This is a genomic window from Acinetobacter sp. FDAARGOS_558 (assembly GCF_003937785.1).
Taxonomy (GTDB): Bacteria; Pseudomonadota; Gammaproteobacteria; order Pseudomonadales; family Moraxellaceae; genus Acinetobacter; species Acinetobacter baumannii.
Genome location: NZ_RKJH01000001.1, coordinates 2645494 through 2662391 on the forward strand (window position 1 = coordinate 2645494; position 16898 = coordinate 2662391).

Below are 16898 nucleotides of genomic sequence, written 5' to 3' on the forward strand. Positions count from 1 at the left end.
AGCGGTTTTTTTAAAAAAACCGCTTGCATCGTTTGGAAGTTTTGCTAAACTGCACACCGTTCCGATACGAAACGTACGAAACACTAAGAAACGCCGGCATAGCTCAGTTGGTAGAGCAACTGACTTGTAATCAGTAGGTCCACAGTTCGAATCCGTGTGCCGGCACCATTTTAAAGTGTTAAGTTAATTGAGTAAAGAACGGCACTGTAGATAAGTGCGATATTGGTGAGATTCCCGAGCGGCCAAAGGGGGCAGACTGTAACTCTGTTGCGAAAGCTTCGAAGGTTCGAATCCTTCTCTCACCACCATCTCTAAACTTCGAGTGAAGTGGTTATTACCAACGTTGCGGGAGTAGCTCAGTTGGTAGAGCGGCAGCCTTCCAAGCTGCATGTCGCGAGTTCGATCCTCGTCTCCCGCTCCATCGAAGGATAGTCGCTCTTATAGCTCAGTGGTAGAGCACTCCCTTGGTAAGGGAGAGGTCTCGAGTTCAAATCTCGATAAGAGCTCCAGATATTAAAGTTTAATGTGGATTTCCACAAAGTTTTCAAAAAGCAGGCTATATAGTCTGCTTTTCAAGTATTAGGTGTCTAGTTTTTTTAGGCGATATGTCGATAAACTGAGTTAGCTCAGCGCCATTTGTAGGTGGTTCGACGTAAACGAGGAAGATCATCATGGCTAAAGCCAAGTTTGAACGTAATAAACCACACGTAAACGTGGGTACAATCGGTCACGTTGACCATGGTAAAACAACTTTAACTGCTGCGATTGCAACAATTTGTGCAAAAACTTACGGCGGTGAAGCGAAAGATTACTCACAAATCGACTCAGCACCTGAAGAAAAAGCACGTGGTATTACAATTAATACATCACACGTAGAATACGATTCTCCAACTCGTCACTACGCACACGTTGACTGCCCAGGCCACGCCGACTACGTTAAAAACATGATCACTGGTGCTGCTCAGATGGACGGCGCGATCCTTGTATGTGCTGCAACTGACGGTCCAATGCCACAAACTCGTGAGCACATCCTTCTTTCTCGTCAGGTAGGTGTACCTTACATCATCGTATTCTTAAACAAATGCGACCTTGTTGATGACGAAGAATTACTTGAATTAGTAGAAATGGAAGTACGTGAACTTCTTTCTACTTATGACTTCCCAGGTGATGACACTCCAGTAATCCGTGGTTCAGCTCTTGCAGCGCTTAACGGTGAAGCTGGTCCTTACGGTGAAGAATCAGTTCTTGCTCTTGTAGCAGCACTTGACTCTTACATCCCAGAGCCAGAGCGTGCAATCGACAAAGCATTCTTGATGCCAATCGAAGACGTATTCTCAATTTCTGGTCGTGGTACAGTAGTAACAGGCCGTGTTGAAGCTGGTATCATCAAAGTTGGTGAAGAAGTAGAGATCGTTGGTATTAAAGATACAGTTAAAACAACTGTAACTGGCGTAGAAATGTTCCGTAAACTTCTTGACGAAGGCCGTGCAGGTGAGAACTGTGGTATCTTACTTCGTGGTACTAAGCGTGAAGAAGTACAACGTGGTCAAGTACTTGCTAAACCAGGTACAATCAAGCCGCACACTAAATTCGACGCAGAAGTATACGTACTTTCTAAAGAAGAAGGTGGTCGTCACACTCCATTCTTAAATGGTTACCGTCCACAGTTCTACTTCCGTACAACTGACGTAACTGGTGCGATCCAGTTGAAAGAAGGCGTTGAAATGGTAATGCCAGGTGACAACGTTGAAATGTCAGTAGAATTAATCCACCCAATCGCAATGGACCCAGGTCTACGTTTTGCGATCCGTGAAGGTGGTCGTACTGTAGGTGCTGGTGTTGTTGCTAAAGTAACTGCATAAGCATAATATAGTGACGAATTACGTCTCAAGTTGAGAGCTTTGGCTCTCAACTTGCTTTATAGGTCAGTAGTTCAATTGGTAGAGCGTCGGTCTCCAAAACCGAATGTTGGGGGTTCGAGTCCCTCCTGACCTGCCATATTTTGAAATAAAAAGCTTGATGCTGGCTTAGTTGTTCATATAATAAGTCGCGAGTTCTACGACGAGTACAAAAATGTCGAATGATAAATCGCGTGACGCATTGAGCGACGCGCCAATTCCTCAAAGAAATAATTCTGCTGAAGTTGTTCGTTCTGGTTCGCCTTTAGATATCGTTCTATGGGTGATAGCAATTGCATTATTGCTCTCGGCTACCATGGTGAATCAGCATTTACCAGCGTATTGGGCCCCTGCAAATGATGTTTGGGTGCGCGTTGGGGTAATTTTTGCTTGTATCGTTGTGGCTTTAGGTTTATTATACGCCACCCATCAAGGTAAAGGCTTCGTTCGTTTGCTGAAAGATGCACGAGTCGAATTGCGTCGAGTAACTTGGCCAACAAAACAAGAAACAGTCACAACATCGTGGCAGGTTCTATTGGTTGTAGTTGTTGCATCATTAGTTTTATGGTGTTTTGACTATGGTTTGGGTTGGTTAATTAAGTTGATTATCGGGTAAAAGAGCTATGAAACGTTGGTACATTATTCATGCCTATTCTGGTTATGAAAAACAAGTGATGCGTTCACTTAAAGAACGAATCCAGCGTAGCGCTGTTGCCGATAGCTTTGGTGATGTCCTTGTTCCTACCGAAGAAGTGGTAGAAATGAAGGATGGTAAGAAGCGTAAATCTGAGCGTAAATTCTTTCCTGGCTATGTGTTAGTTGAAATGGAAATGAATGACGATACTTGGCACATTGTTAAAGAGTGTCCAAAAGTATTAGGTTTTATTGGTGGTACACCTGAAAAACCTGCGCCAATCACTCAACGTGAAGCAGATGCGATTCTTGCGCGTGTACGTAATACTGGTGAAGCCCCACGTCCTAAGACGATGTTTGAGCCAGGTGAAGAATTACTTGTTATTGACGGTCCATTCACAGACTTTAAAGGTGTGGTGGAAGAGGTTCAATACGATAAGTCACGTTTAACGTTGACGATTAACGTGTTTAATCGACCAACTCAGGTTGAACTCGAATTTCGCCAAGTCGAAAAAACGATTTAATCTTAATTGGTTGAAAAGCGCCCGATTTTATCGGGCATTGTTGTTGTAACAGTATTGTTACGTAGAAATTGGGGAGCCTAACGGCGTTTGTACCCAGAGGTATTTAAAATGGCTAAGAAGATTGACGGCTATATCAAGCTGCAAGTTCCAGCTGGTAAAGCAAATCCATCTCCACCGATTGGTCCTGCACTAGGTCAACGTGGTGTAAACATCATGGCATTCTGTAAAGAATTCAATGCTGCTACACAAAAAGTTGAACCAGGTCTTCCAATCCCTGTAGTGATTACTGTGTACAACGACAAGTCGTTCACATTCATCATGAAAACTCCTCCAGCTTCTATTCTTCTTAAGAAAGCTGCTGGTATCCAAAAGGGTTCATCTGTACCTAACAAAACTAAAGTTGGTAAGTTGACTCGTGCTCAATTAGAAGAAATCGCGACTACTAAAGAACCAGACTTAACTGGTGCTGACTTAGACGCGCGTGTTCGTACCATCGCTGGTTCTGCACGTTCTATGGGCTTGGAAGTGGAGCTATAAGACATGGCAAAGTTAACTAAACGTCAAAAAGCCATTGCTGCTGCTGTTGAAGCGAACAAAGTTTACACTTTGGAAGAAGCAGTACAGGTTCTTAACAGCTTGCCTGCTGCAAAGTTCAAAGAATCTTTAGACATCTCTGTAAACCTTGGCGTAGATCCACGTAAATCTGATCAGGTTGTTCGTGGTGCGACTACATTACCTGCAGGTACTGGTAAAACTGTACGTGTAGCTGTGTTTGCTCAAGGCGCGCAAGCAGAAGCTGCGAAAGAAGCTGGTGCTGATGTTGTAGGTTTTGATGACCTTGCTGAAAGCATCCAAGGTGGAAACCTTGACTTTGATGTTGTAATCGCTGCTCCTGACGCTATGCGTGTTGTTGGTAAGCTCGGTACAATTCTTGGTCCACGTGGTTTAATGCCAAACCCTAAAGTTGGTACTGTAACTCCTGACGTTGCTGGCGCTGTTAAAAACGCTAAATCTGGTCAGGCACGTTACCGTGTAGACAAAGCGGGTATTATTCACGCTGCGATTGGTCAAGTTGGCTTTGATGCTGCTGCAATCCGTCAAAATGTTGAAACTTTAGTTGCTGACTTGAAAAAGTTAAAACCTGCAACTTCTAAAGGTGTATACATCAAGAAGATCACTTTGAGCTCAACTATGGGTCCTGGTCTTACTGTTGATGTAAACAACGTTTCTAACTAAGTTTTAACTTGGTTAAGTAAAGAATTTTAAAGTCCTGATGAGGATTAAGCATAAAACAGAAAAGTTATTTCTGCTTTTGCTTCGGTAGAGTAAAGCTTTATCTATTACTTATCAGGCGGACTTTGAATTGATAAATGAGAATTTATCAGCGTCAAAGACCTCAGGCGAAAAGACGTTATTTTCGAATAGCGATTTTCTTAATAAACCAGCCTGCGTAGACGCGGTGGTGTGATTTGTTCCTCCTCCGCGTGTAAGTCGAAAGACTTACGAACTGGGAGTGTGCCCATTGGGTACATAAATCACCTTAGGAGGTTTTACAATGGCTCTTCTTATTGAAGACAAAAAACAGATCGTTGCAGAAGTAAGTGAAGTTGCTTCTAAAGCGTTTGCAGCCGTTGTTGCTGACTATCAAGGTTTAAGCGTAGAGCAATTAACAACACTTCGTGTTGAAGCTCGTAAGTTAGGTGTAACTACACGTATTGTACGTAACACTTTGGCTAAACGCGCATTTCAAGGTACTCAGTTTGATATCTTGAACGATAACCTTGTTGGTCCAACAATTCTAGGTTTTTCAACTTCTGAAGATGACATGGGTGCAGCTGCACGCTTGTTCGAAGAATTTGCTAAAACTAACAAAGCATTTGAATTAAAAGCTGCTGCATTTGACGGCAAAGTTTATCAAGGTGCTGATGTTAGCGTTATTGCTAATCTTCCGAACCAAGAGAAAGCGCTTACTATGCTTGCCTCTGTCCTTCAAGCTCCTATTTCGAAATTGGGTCGCCTCATTACAGCACTCAAAGAGAAAAACGAGTCAGAAGCTGCTTAATCAATTTTACACACCATTCAATATCCATTTGGAGTTATTCTCATGGCTTTAACTAACGAAGAAATCTTAAATGCAGTTGCTGAAAAAACTGTTCTTGAACTTGTTGAATTAATTTCTGCTTTCGAAGAGAAATTCAACGTATCTGCAGCTGCTGTAGCTGTAGCTGCTCCAGCTGGTGGCGCTGCTGCTGCTGCTGAAGAACAATCTGAATTCAACGTTGAGTTGACTTCTTTCGGTGCTAACAAAGTAGCTGTAATTAAAGCTGTTCGTGAAGCAACTGGTCTTGGTCTTAAAGAAGCTAAAGACTTAGTTGAAGGCGCTCCTCAAGTTCTTAAAGAAGGCGTTTCTAAAGAAGAAGGCGAAGAACTTAAGAAGAAACTTGAAGAAGCTGGTGCTACAGTTACACTTAAGTAATTGTAAAAGGAGTCGGTTTTTAAATCGGCTCCATAAAATGGCTGATGGCTCTTGGGTCATCAGCCTTTTTGCGTTACAATAATCGGCTCGATTTTTGTTAGTTTTGTTTGGTTTTTAGAGAAAGCCTAAATAAAATAAATAAATTCAAATGCTTACCAATATTTTTCATTTTTAAAAATATTGTTAAGCGTTTTTATACCACTAAAAATTGCAGCATTTGTAAACAGTGGTGGCCATATCGGCCTGCGTAATTCCTTCTGAGCCCGTTCTGCAGGCGGGCTTGGTTTACTTTCCGAGGACTCCAGATGGCATACTCATATACCGAAAAGAAACGGATCCGTAAGAATTTTGGTAAATTGCCCCAAGTAATGGATGCACCGTACTTATTATCGATTCAGGTCGATTCGTACAGAACATTCTTGCAAGATGGCAAATCACCAAAAAACCGCGAAGATATCGGTCTCCAAGCCGCATTTCGTTCAGTTTTTCCTATCGAAAGTTATTCTGGCAATGCTGCTTTAGAATTTGTTGAGTATAGCCTTGGTAAACCTGAGTTCGATGTACGCGAATGTATTCTTCGTGGCTCGACTTATGCGGCACCAATGCGCGTTAAAATTCGTTTGATTATTAAAGATCGCGAAACTAAATCAATTAAAGATGTACGCGAACAAGAAGTCTATATGGGTGAAATTCCACTCATGACTGAAAATGGTACCTTTGTTATCAACGGTACTGAGCGTGTAATCGTATCTCAATTACACCGTTCGCCAGGCGTATTCTTTGACCATGATAAAGGTAAGACCCACTCAAGTGGTAAAGTGTTGTATTCAGCACGTATCATTCCTTACCGTGGTTCATGGTTAGACTTCGAATTTGATGCAAAAGACTTAGTTTACGTACGTATCGACCGTCGTCGTAAATTACTTGCTACAGTTGTGTTACGTGCACTAGGTTATAACAATGAACAGATCTTGAATTTGTTCTATGAAAAAGTACCTGTGTATCTTGACATGGGTAGCTATCAAATTGACCTCGTACCTGAGCGTTTACGTGGTGAAATGGCTCAATTTGATATTACTGACAATGAAGGTAAAGTCATTGTTGAGCAAGGTAAACGTATTAATGCTCGTCACGTACGTCAAATGGAAGCTGCAGGTTTAACTAAGCTTTCAGTACCTGATGAATACTTATATGAGCGTATCACTGCTGAAGATATTACTTTACGTGATGGTGAAGTAATTGCTGCAAACACTCTGTTAAGCCATGAAGTAATGGTGAAATTGGCAGAAGGCGGTGTTAAGCAATTTAATATCTTGTTCACTAACGATATTGACCGTGGTTCATTCGTAGCTGATACATTACGTGCAGACTTGACGCGTGACCGTGAAGAAGCATTAGTAGAAATCTACAAAGTAATGCGTCCGGGCGAGCCACCAACAAAAGAAGCTGCTGAAAACTTATTCAATAACTTGTTCTTCTCATCTGAACGCTATGACTTATCTCCAGTAGGTCGTATGAAGTTCAACCGTCGTTTAGGTCGTCCTTACGAAGTTGGTACTGATCAGAAGTCACGCGAAGTTGAAGGTATTTTATCGCACGAAGATATTATCGATGTATTACGTACATTGGTTGAAATCCGTAACGGTAAAGGTGAAGTCGACGATATCGACCACTTAGGTAACCGTCGTGTACGTTCTGTTGGTGAAATGACAGAGAACCAATTCCGTGTAGGTTTAGTTCGTGTTGAGCGTGCTGTTAAAGAGCGTTTAAGCCAAGCAGAAACAGATAACTTGTCTCCACAAGATTTGATTAATGCAAAACCAGTTGCTGCTGCAATCAAAGAATTCTTTGGTTCAAGCCAGTTATCTCAGTTTATGGACCAAAACAACCCATTATCTGAGATTACACATAAACGTCGTGTATCTGCGCTTGGTCCTGGTGGTTTAACACGTGAACGTGCAGGCTTCGAAGTACGTGACGTACACCAAACTCACTATGGTCGTGTTTGTCCAATTGAAACTCCTGAAGGTCCAAACATTGGTTTGATCAACTCGCTTTCTGTATACGCAAAAGCGAATGACTTCGGTTTCTTGGAAACACCATACCGCAAAGTTGTAGATGGTCGTGTAACTGATGATGTTGAATATTTATCTGCAATTGAAGAAGTAGGTACTGTTATTGCACAGGCCGACTCTGCAGTAGATAAAGATGGCAACTTAACAGAAGAATTCGTTTCTGTTCGTCATCAAGGTGAATTCGTACGTATGCCGCCTGAAAAAGTAACGCATATGGACGTTTCTGCACAGCAGGTAGTATCTGTTGCTGCATCACTTATTCCATTCCTTGAACACGATGACGCAAACCGTGCGCTCATGGGTTCAAACATGCAACGTCAGGCAGTTCCTACTTTACGTGCGGATAAACCGCTTGTAGGTACAGGTATGGAAGCGAACGTTGCACGTGACTCTGGTGTGTGTGTAATCGCAAACCGTGGCGGTGTAATTGAATATGTAGATGCTTCTCGTATCGTTATTCGTGTAAACGAAGATGAAATGGTTGCAGGTGAGGCAGGTGTAGATATCTATAACCTCATCAAATATACGCGTTCAAACCAAAATACTTGTATTAACCAAAATGTTATCGTGAACTTGGGCGACAAAGTTGCTCGTGGTGACATCTTGGCAGACGGTCCGTCAACAGACATGGGTGAACTTGCGCTTGGTCAAAACATGCGTGTAGCGTTCATGACATGGAATGGTTACAACTACGAAGACTCGATCTTGTTATCTGAGCGTGTACTTCAAGAAGACCGTTTAACATCTATTCACATTCAAGAATTGTCATGTGTAGCACGTGATACTAAGTTAGGTGCAGAAGAAATTACTGCCGATATTCCTAACGTAGGTGAAGCTGCGCTTTCTAAACTTGATGAATCAGGTATCGTTTATATCGGTGCTGAAGTTACTGCTGGCGACATTTTAGTTGGTAAAGTAACGCCTAAAGGTGAAACTCAGTTAACTCCTGAAGAAAAACTGCTTCGTGCAATTTTTGGTGAGAAAGCTGCTGACGTTAAAGACTCATCTTTACGTGTTCCATCTGGTACTAAAGGTACAGTTATTGACGTTCAAGTCTTCACTCGTGATGGCTTAGAGAAAGATGACCGTGCTTTAGCAATTGAAAAAGCACAGCTTGATTCTTACCGTAAAGACTTGAAAGAAGAATACAAGATCTTCGAAGAAGCGGCTCGTGAGCGTGTAATTCGTTTGCTTAAAGGCCAAGAGTCTAATGGCGGTGGTTCAACTAAACGTGGTGATAAACTTTCTGAAGATTTATTATCTGGTTTAGAGCTTGTTGACTTACTTGAAATTCAACCAGCAGATGAAGCAATCGCTGAGCGTTTAACTCAAATTCAAGTGTTCTTAAAAGAGAAGAGCGCAGAAATCGATGAGAAATTCGCTGAGAAGAAACGTAAGCTTGCAACAGGTGATGAATTAACAACTGGCGTATTGAAAGTTGTTAAAGTTTACTTAGCTGTTAAACGTCGTATTCAGCCTGGTGATAAGATGGCTGGTCGTCACGGTAACAAAGGTGTTGTATCTAACATCTTACCTGTTGAAGACATGCCACATGATGCTAACGGTGTGCCGGTAGATATCGTATTGAACCCGCTGGGTGTACCATCTCGTATGAACGTGGGTCAGATTCTAGAGACTCACTTGGGTATGGCGGCTAAAGGGCTTGGTGACAAAATCGAAAAAATGTTGAAAGAACAACGTACAGTTTTAGAACTGCGCGAATTCTTAGACAAGATTTATAACAAAGTCGGTGGTGAGCAAGAAGATCTTGATAGCTTGACTGATGAAGAAATTCTAGCGCTTGCAGGTAACTTGCGTGCGGGTGTGCCTTTAGCTACTCCTGTATTTGATGGTGCTGAAGAAAGTCAAATTAAAGACTTACTTGAATTGGCTGACATTTCACGTACTGGTCAAACAGTATTGTTTGACGGACGTACAGGTGAACAGTTTGACCGTCCAGTAACTGTTGGTTACATGTACATGCTTAAATTGAACCACTTGGTTGATGACAAGATGCATGCGCGTTCAACTGGTTCTTACTCACTTGTTACACAACAACCGCTTGGTGGTAAAGCACAATTCGGTGGTCAGCGTTTCGGTGAGATGGAAGTATGGGCACTTGAAGCATACGGTGCAGCATATACACTCCAAGAAATGCTTACAGTGAAGTCGGATGACGTTGAAGGCCGTACTCGCATCTATAAGAATATTGTAGATGGTAACCATTATATGGATCCGGGTATGCCTGAATCGTTCAACGTATTGACCAAAGAGATCCGTTCTTTAGGTATCAACATTGAACTAAAAAATGGTGACTAAGTCGTAAGACTCACGATTTTTTAGGTAAAAACAATATTTGTGACCCAGTCGGGTAAGCGAGGCTTCCCGACACACGGAGAAAAAAATTGAAAGACTTGCTCGATATCATGCGTAAGAAAACGGACTCAGATGGTCATGCGCCAGTTGAGTTCGACCGTATCCGTATTGGTCTTGCGTCACCAGAAATGATTAAGTCATGGTCTCATGGTGAAGTTAAAAAACCTGAGACAATCAACTATCGTACGTTCAAACCAGAACGTGATGGTTTGTTCTGTGCCAAAATCTTTGGTCCAGTAAAAGATTACGAATGCTTGTGTGGTAAATACAAGCGTATGAAATACAAAGGCGTCATTTGTGAAAAATGTGGCGTTGAAGTAACTACAGCAAAAGTTCGTCGTGAACGTATGGGTCACATTGAGCTTGCTTCTCCAGTTGCACATATCTGGTTCTTAAAATCGTTACCATCCCGTATCGGTTTATTACTTGATATGACACTTCGTGATATCGAACGTGTATTGTATTTCGAATCATACGTTGTTACTGATCCTGGTATGACACCATTTGAAAAGTATCAACTTCTTAATGATGAAGAATACTTTACTGCTCTAGAAGAGCACGGCGACGAATTTGTTGCAAAAATGGGTGCAGAAGCAGTTCAAGACTTGTTGAAAGACATCGACCTTGAAGCTGAAATTTCACGTTTACGTGAAGAAATTCCTCAAACAACTTCTGAAACGAAGTTGAAAAAAGCGTCTAAGCGCTTGAAATTGATGGAAGCATTCAAAGACTCAAACAACAAGCCAGAATGGATGGTAATGAACGTACTTCCGGTACTTCCACCAGATTTACGTCCATTAGTTCCACTTGAAGGTGGTCGTTTCGCGACTTCTGACTTGAACGATTTATATCGTCGTGTAATTAACCGTAACAACCGTTTGAAGCGTCTTCTTGACCTTGCAGCGCCGGACATCATCGTACGTAACGAAAAACGTATGTTACAAGAGTCTGTAGATGCGTTGCTTGATAACGGTCGTCGTGGTCGTGCAATTACTGGTTCTAACAAACGCCCATTAAAATCTTTGGCAGACATGATCAAAGGTAAACAAGGTCGTTTCCGTCAGAACTTGTTAGGTAAGCGTGTTGACTACTCTGGTCGTTCGGTAATTACTGTAGGTCCTACTTTACGTCTTCACCAATGTGGTCTTCCGAAGAAAATGGCACTTGAATTATTCAAGCCATTCATTTTCGCGAAATTACAAGCTTCAGGTCAGGCAACAACCATTAAAGCTGCGAAGAAAATGGTTGAGCGTGAGACCCCGGAAGTTTGGGACGTTCTTGCATCTGTAATTCGTCAACATCCAGTAATGTTGAACCGTGCGCCAACACTTCACCGTTTAGGTCTTCAAGCATTTGAACCTATTCTTATTGAAGGTAAGGCAATCCGTCTTCACCCACTCGTCTGTGCTGCGTTTAACGCCGACTTCGACGGTGACCAAATGGCGGTACACGTTCCATTGACACTTGAAGCACAGTTAGAAGCTCGTGCATTGATGATGTCAACAAACAACATCTTGTCACCAGCAAACGGTGAGCCAATTATCGTTCCTTCTCAGGACGTTGTCTTGGGTCTTTACTACATCACTCGTGATGCAGTAAACGCGAAAGGTGAAGGCATGGTGTTTGCGGATACTCACGAAGTAAACCGTGCACTTGCAACTGGTCAAGTTGCGATCCATGCTCGTGTTAAAGTACGTGTGCATCAAACGGTTATTAATGAAAATGGTGAGCGTGAACAGCAAACTATTATTGTTGATACAACACCAGGTCGTTGCTTACTTTGGGAAGTTGTTCCAGAAGGTTTAAGCTTTGACATGATCAACCTTGAGATGACTAAAAAGAACATCTCTAAGTTAATCAACTCTTGCTACCGTAAACTTGGTTTGAAAGATACAGTTATCTTCGCTGACCAATTAATGTACTTGGGCTTCCGTCAAGCGACTCGTTCAGGTGTATCTGTAGGTATGGAAGACATGTTAATTCCACCTACGAAACACACAATTATTGACAAAGCGGAAACAGAGGTTCGTGAAATCGAACAACAGTTCGAACAAGGTTTCGTAACTGCTGGTGAACGTTATAACAAAGTTGTCGATATTTGGGCGCGTACAAACGACCAAGTTGCTAAAGCAATGATGGATAACTTGTCTTATACACTTGTGAAAAACAAACAAGGTGAAGACGAGAAGCAAAAATCATTCAACAGTATCTATATGATGTCTGACTCTGGTGCCCGTGGTAGTGCGGCTCAGATTCGTCAGCTTGCAGGTATGCGTGGTTTGATGGCAAAACCGGATGGCTCGATTATTGAGACTCCAATTAAAGCGAACTTCCGTGAAGGTTTGACAGTACTCCAGTACTTCATTTCAACACACGGTGCGCGTAAAGGTTTGGCCGATACTGCATTGAAAACTGCGAACTCTGGTTACTTGACTCGTCGTCTTGTAGACGTAGCACAAGACTTAGTAATTACTGAGCCAGATTGTGGTACAAGTGGTGGTCTAGTGATGACTCCATTCATTCAGGGTGGTGATGTCATCGAGCCATTACGTGACCGCGTATTAGGTCGTGTAACTGCTGAAGATGTACGTCGTGCATCTGATGATGAAGTTGTATTACCTCGCGGTACGTTAATTGACGAGAAAATCGCAGCTCAGCTTGAAGAGGCTGGTGTCGATGAAGTTAAAGTACGTTCTGTAATCGCATGTGAATCAACATTCGGTGTATGTGCGAAATGTTATGGTCGTGACCTCGCTCGTGGTCACTTGGTAAACCCAGGTGAGTCAGTAGGTGTAATGGCTGCACAGTCAATCGGTGAACCAGGTACACAGTTAACAATGCGTACGTTCCACGTGGGTGGTGCTGCAAGCCGAACTTCTGCTGCAAACAGTGTTCAAGTACGTAACAAAGGTACTGTACGTTTCCATAACGTAAAAACTGTACAACATGCGAAAGGCCACTTGGTTTCAGTTTCACGTTCAGGTGAAATTGGTATTGCCGATGAGTTAGGCCGTGAGCGTGAACGCTACAAACTTCCTTACGGTGCGAGCATCTTGTTGAAAGATGGTGAGCTTGTTGAGGCTGGTGGTATCGTGGCGACATGGGATCCGCATACGCATCCATTGGTAACAGAAGTTGCTGGTAAAGCACGTTTCAGCCAAATTGCTGATGGTGTAACTGCAACATCTAAAACTGATGATGCAACTGGTATGACAACTGTTGAAATCTTGCCTGTAACAGCACGTCCTGCTTCTGGTAAAGATTTACGTCCAGCAATCGTATTAGATACAACTGATGGCGGTGAACAGTTCTACTTCTTACCACAAAACACAATTGTGACTGTTCGCGACGGCGAAACAATTGGTGTGGGTGACGTTATCGGTCGTGTACCACAAGAATCTTCACGTACTCGTGATATTACCGGTGGTCTTCCGCGTGTTGCTGACTTGTTCGAAGCACGTAAGCCGAAAGAGCATGCGATCTTAGCAGAAGTGTCTGGTATCGTAAGCTTCGGTAAAGAGACCAAAGGTAAGAACCGTTTAGTGATTACTCCAGATGACGGTTCTGAAATTTACGAAGAGTTGATTCCAAAATGGCGTCAAATCAACGTGTTTGAAGGTGAACATGTGAACCGTGGTGAAACCATTTCTGATGGTCCACAAAATCCACATGACATCTTACGCTTGAAAGGTGAAGTTGCTTTAACTAACTACATCGTGAACGAAGTTCAAGACGTTTACCGTCTCCAAGGTGTAAAAATCAACGATAAGCACATTGAAGTTATCGTACGTCAAATGTTGCGTAAAGTTGATATCATCGATGGTGGTGATACAAGCTTCATCAAAGGTGAACAAGTGGATTACATCCGTGTTGTTCAAGAGAACCAAGCTGTCTTGGCTCAGAACAAGTTCCCTGCGAAGTTTGAACGTCAATTGATGGGTATTACGAAAGCATCGCTTTCTACTGACTCGTTCATCTCTGCTGCATCGTTCCAGGAAACAACTCGTGTGTTAACTGAAGCGGCTGTAACAGGTAAAGAAGATGATTTACGTGGCTTGAAAGAAAACGTTGTAGTGGGTCGCTTGATTCCAGCTGGTACTGGTCTTGCATACCACTTAGAGCGTCGTCGTCAAGAAGCGGAAGCAGCAGAACATGCTCTTCACAATGACTTCAGCGAAGTAGACCAAGCATTTAGCCAAGCTTTAAACTCAGAACAATTCTAAGCTTAAACTTGCATTAAAAAGGCGCCTTAGGGCGCCTTTTTTGTGGAAAAAATAAGCCATTTTTACAAAAAGTCTATTAAAGCACTCTTAATTTATTACTTAATGGGGGAAAACCCTCCATGAAAGCATACTATTCTAGGCGCAACTGAGTAGAGGAGTAGCTTTAATGAAAAAAATGATGATGATTGCAGGTGTTGGTTTAATGTCAACTACTCTATTTGTAGGTTGCCAAAATGCTAGCCCAGAAAGCAAACGTATTGGTTCGGCAGCTATCGGTGGTGGTGCAGGTGGTGCCGTAGGTAAACATATAGGCGGTAATATTGGTGCAGGTTTAGGAGCAGCGCTTGGTGCTGGTGTTGCCGCTAATGCTAAAGGCTCTAGCAGTAAAACAGTACGTAATAGTGCGATTGGTGCAGGTGTTGGGGCAATCTTAGGGGGTGCAGTGATTGGTGGTGACGCTGGTGCTGCTGCAGGTGGAGCACTCGGTGGTAGTGCTGGTGCAGCCTATGAAGAGAAAAAAGGTAAGTACTAAAACTAGCTCTAACTATATTAAAAAAGAAGCTCTTATTTCATTAAGAGCTTCTTTTTTATCTGTTTTTAAAAGATGAAAATTTAACTCATCACTGTGCATAAATTGGCTTTACAAAATATCTATTAATTACGACAGTGCAATAACACAAACTGATCAAATTCCCCATAAAAGAAGACTATGCTTTGATTAAAGCCCAAAGGAGTGAGTACGGTCATGAATAAAAAAATTGGTTTAATATCTACTGTCATATTATCTACAGTTATGTTCACCGGCTGTCAAAATATGAGTCCGTCTGACCAGCGTATTGGTGCAGCAGCAGCGGGTGGTGCATTGGGTGGCGGTCTTGGTAACCATGTTGGTGGTGGTATCGGTGCAGGCTTAGGTGCTGCGGTAGGTGCAGGTGTGGGTTCTAATACTCAAGGTGGCAGTAAACAAACTACAACCAAGAGTGCGATTGGTGCAGGTATTGGTTCGGTCGTTGGTAAAGCAATCATAGGTGGTGATACAGGTGCTGCAATTGGTGGCGCAATCGGCGGCGGTGCTGGTGCTGCGATTGAAGAAAAGAAATAAAAATAAGTGAAATGAAAAATAAGCGCCTTCAGGCGCTTATTTTATTAGTAGAAGGCTTTGCTTTTTTACGTCGGATATAAAGTGTCTTTTGGACTTCAGCAATTCTCACACCTGATTCATCGAAAATATTTAAATGATATGTTCTAAGAACAGGAGCATAGTTTTCGGCAAGTTCACGAATTTGTTCGATTTCTGCTAAATCAACTCGAATGTCAGCATAAACGGTACTTCGGCCAGGTGATAAAAAATTAATTTCAGCTGCTTTATCCCAAACAATATATTTTGATCCGAGATGATGCATAAGAATCAACATATAAAACGGGTCAACCATTGAATAAAGGCTTCCGCCAAAGTGAGTGCCTACCAGATTTTGATTTTTCCAAGTAAGTGGCATTTTTACCCGAACATGACAGAGCTCTAAATTCATGACTTCAATATGAATTCCAGCTCCACGGTAAGGTGGGTAATGGTTAAATAAGAATTTGGAAATTGAAGGAATGTTCTGAAGTTTTTTTAAAATAGCCATAATAGTCAATTTTTTTTATTGCAACACTGGTCATACTAGATAAGTATCATCTTTTTTATATTGATGGCAATGCTTTATCCGATTAACGACATGATCGATTGAAAAACAAAATAGGAAATGATTATGCAGCCAAAGATTTATGCCGTAACGACAAGTGATCAACAAACCTTGTGTGCCAAAGCTTGGGGTGATGAGAAAAATACTCCATTAGTGTTAGTGCATGGTTATCCAGATAATCAGGAAGTATGGGAATCGGTCATTGAGCATTTAATCAATGATTTTTATATTGTGACTTATGATGTCCGTGGGGCAGGCTTATCCTCTATTCCTAAACGGATACGAGATTACCGTTTAGAACGTTTATCTTTAGATTTGCAGGAAGTCGTAGATGAGGTAATCCCAAATCGACAGTTCCATATGGCTGCGCATGATTGGGGTTCAATTCAGTCTTGGGAATCTGCAACAGAACCTAAATTTAAAGGCCGTTTACTCTCTTATACAACAATTTCCGGTCCATGTTTGGATCATGCGGCACTTTTCTTAAGAGAGAAGTTTAAAACATCACCTGCACAGATCCTAAAAATACTCACAAAATCATGGTATATCGGAGCATTCCATTTACCGCTAATTGCTCCAACTGTATGGTCGCTGTTTAGTCCAGAGAAGTGGGGTAAGATCTTAAATGACTTAGAGCGAAAAGATAATTTGCCTTTAAATAGTAATATTTCCTCAGATGGGAAATACGGTATTAACTTATATCGTGCGAATTTTATTCCACGTTTAACTCGTCCTCGTCAGCGTTATGCGCAATGTCCAGTTAAAGCAATTATTTTAAAGTATGACACTTTTGTCAGCCCAGAATATATTACAGAAGCGATGCCAAAATGGGTTGAAAACTTCGAATATGTTGAGCTTGAAGCAAATCATTGGGCGATTTTGAGTCAGGCTGAAAAAGTGGCAGCTCATATTCGCCAGTTTATTAACTCGCAGAGCTAATAAGTGACTGTTTAATATACAAAACTGGTAATTCGGCGATATTTTCGGCTTCATAGAGGTGAATCTGGT

At 42.0% G+C, this 16898-nt stretch carries 13 protein-coding genes and 5 tRNA genes; 17 read left to right on the forward strand and 1 reads right to left on the reverse strand.

Translation table 11 applies throughout. The features are described 5' to 3' along the window. Positions 1–92: 92 nt before the first annotated feature. The 16 genes from EGT34_RS12725 to EGT34_RS12800 all read left to right on the forward strand — a co-directional run bounded on the left by EGT34_RS12725 (position 93) and on the right by EGT34_RS12800 (position 15307). A tRNA-Thr gene (locus EGT34_RS12725) sits at positions 93–168 on the forward strand. Between the two features lie 56 nt (positions 169–224). Continuing rightward, positions 225–308 (forward strand) — tRNA-Tyr (locus EGT34_RS12730). A 37-nt stretch (positions 309–345) separates the two neighbouring features. After that, positions 346–421, forward strand: a tRNA-Gly gene (locus tag EGT34_RS12735). Positions 422–434: 13 nt separating this feature from the next. Continuing rightward, a tRNA-Thr gene (locus tag EGT34_RS12740) sits at positions 435–509 on the forward strand. Positions 510–671: 162 nt separating this feature from the next. Beyond that, positions 672–1862, forward strand: a complete 1191-nt coding sequence (gene tuf / locus EGT34_RS12745) for an elongation factor Tu (protein WP_001029610.1) — start codon at positions 672–674, stop codon at positions 1860–1862. A 60-nt stretch (positions 1863–1922) separates the two neighbouring features. Further along, positions 1923–1998: transfer RNA gene (locus tag EGT34_RS12750), tRNA-Trp, on the forward strand. Positions 1999–2073: 75 nt separating this feature from the next. After that, positions 2074–2514, forward strand: a complete 441-nt coding sequence (gene secE, locus EGT34_RS12755; RefSeq protein WP_000063880.1) for a preprotein translocase subunit SecE — start codon at positions 2074–2076, stop codon at positions 2512–2514. 7 nt (positions 2515–2521) lie between these two features. Beyond that, complete coding sequence (gene nusG / locus EGT34_RS12760) at positions 2522–3055, forward strand: transcription termination/antitermination protein NusG (protein ID WP_000832994.1); 534 nt, start codon at positions 2522–2524, stop codon at positions 3053–3055. A gap of 108 nt (positions 3056–3163) precedes the next feature. After that, positions 3164–3592, forward strand: coding sequence for a 50S ribosomal protein L11 (gene rplK / locus EGT34_RS12765; RefSeq protein WP_001074682.1), 429 nt, complete (start codon positions 3164–3166; stop codon positions 3590–3592). 3 nt (positions 3593–3595) lie between these two features. Next, on the forward strand, positions 3596–4291 hold the full coding sequence (gene rplA / locus EGT34_RS12770) for a 50S ribosomal protein L1 (protein ID WP_001096694.1): 696 nt from the start codon (positions 3596–3598) through the stop codon (positions 4289–4291). 319 nt (positions 4292–4610) lie between these two features. Continuing rightward, positions 4611–5117: a 50S ribosomal protein L10 gene (rplJ, locus tag EGT34_RS12775; protein WP_001196213.1), complete on the forward strand. Its 507-nt coding sequence runs from the start codon at positions 4611–4613 to the stop codon at positions 5115–5117. A 42-nt stretch (positions 5118–5159) separates the two neighbouring features. Further along, the gene (rplL, locus tag EGT34_RS12780) at positions 5160–5531 is read left to right on the forward strand and encodes a 50S ribosomal protein L7/L12 (RefSeq protein ID WP_001229360.1); all 372 of its coding nucleotides are present in this window, start codon (positions 5160–5162) and stop codon (positions 5529–5531) included. A 305-nt stretch (positions 5532–5836) separates the two neighbouring features. Then, the gene (rpoB, locus tag EGT34_RS12785) at positions 5837–9925 is read left to right on the forward strand and encodes a DNA-directed RNA polymerase subunit beta (protein WP_000331899.1); all 4089 of its coding nucleotides are present in this window, start codon (positions 5837–5839) and stop codon (positions 9923–9925) included. Positions 9926–10011: 86 nt separating this feature from the next. Next, the gene (rpoC, locus tag EGT34_RS12790; RefSeq protein WP_000653927.1) at positions 10012–14205 is read left to right on the forward strand and encodes a DNA-directed RNA polymerase subunit beta'; all 4194 of its coding nucleotides are present in this window, start codon (positions 10012–10014) and stop codon (positions 14203–14205) included. 166 nt (positions 14206–14371) lie between these two features. Beyond that, entirely contained in the window at positions 14372–14737 is a 366-nt protein-coding gene (locus tag EGT34_RS12795) for a hypothetical protein (protein ID WP_000738603.1), read from the forward strand. Between the two features lie 213 nt (positions 14738–14950). Then, positions 14951–15307: a YMGG-like glycine zipper-containing protein gene (locus tag EGT34_RS12800; protein WP_001034851.1), complete on the forward strand. Its 357-nt coding sequence runs from the start codon at positions 14951–14953 to the stop codon at positions 15305–15307. A 28-nt stretch (positions 15308–15335) separates the two neighbouring features. On the opposite strand, the gene EGT34_RS12805 is transcribed toward EGT34_RS12800, so the two are convergent. Then, a complete protein-coding gene (locus tag EGT34_RS12805; RefSeq protein ID WP_000996189.1) occupies positions 15336–15833 on the reverse strand; it encodes a DUF4442 domain-containing protein in 498 nt (165 codons plus the stop codon). 117 nt (positions 15834–15950) lie between these two features. Between EGT34_RS12805 and EGT34_RS12810 the strand changes: the two genes are divergently transcribed. After that, positions 15951–16829 carry an alpha/beta fold hydrolase gene (locus EGT34_RS12810; RefSeq protein ID WP_001987811.1) on the forward strand — a complete coding sequence of 293 codons (879 nt, stop codon included), beginning with the start codon at positions 15951–15953 and terminating at the stop codon, positions 16827–16829. Positions 16830–16898: the final 69 nt, after the last annotated feature.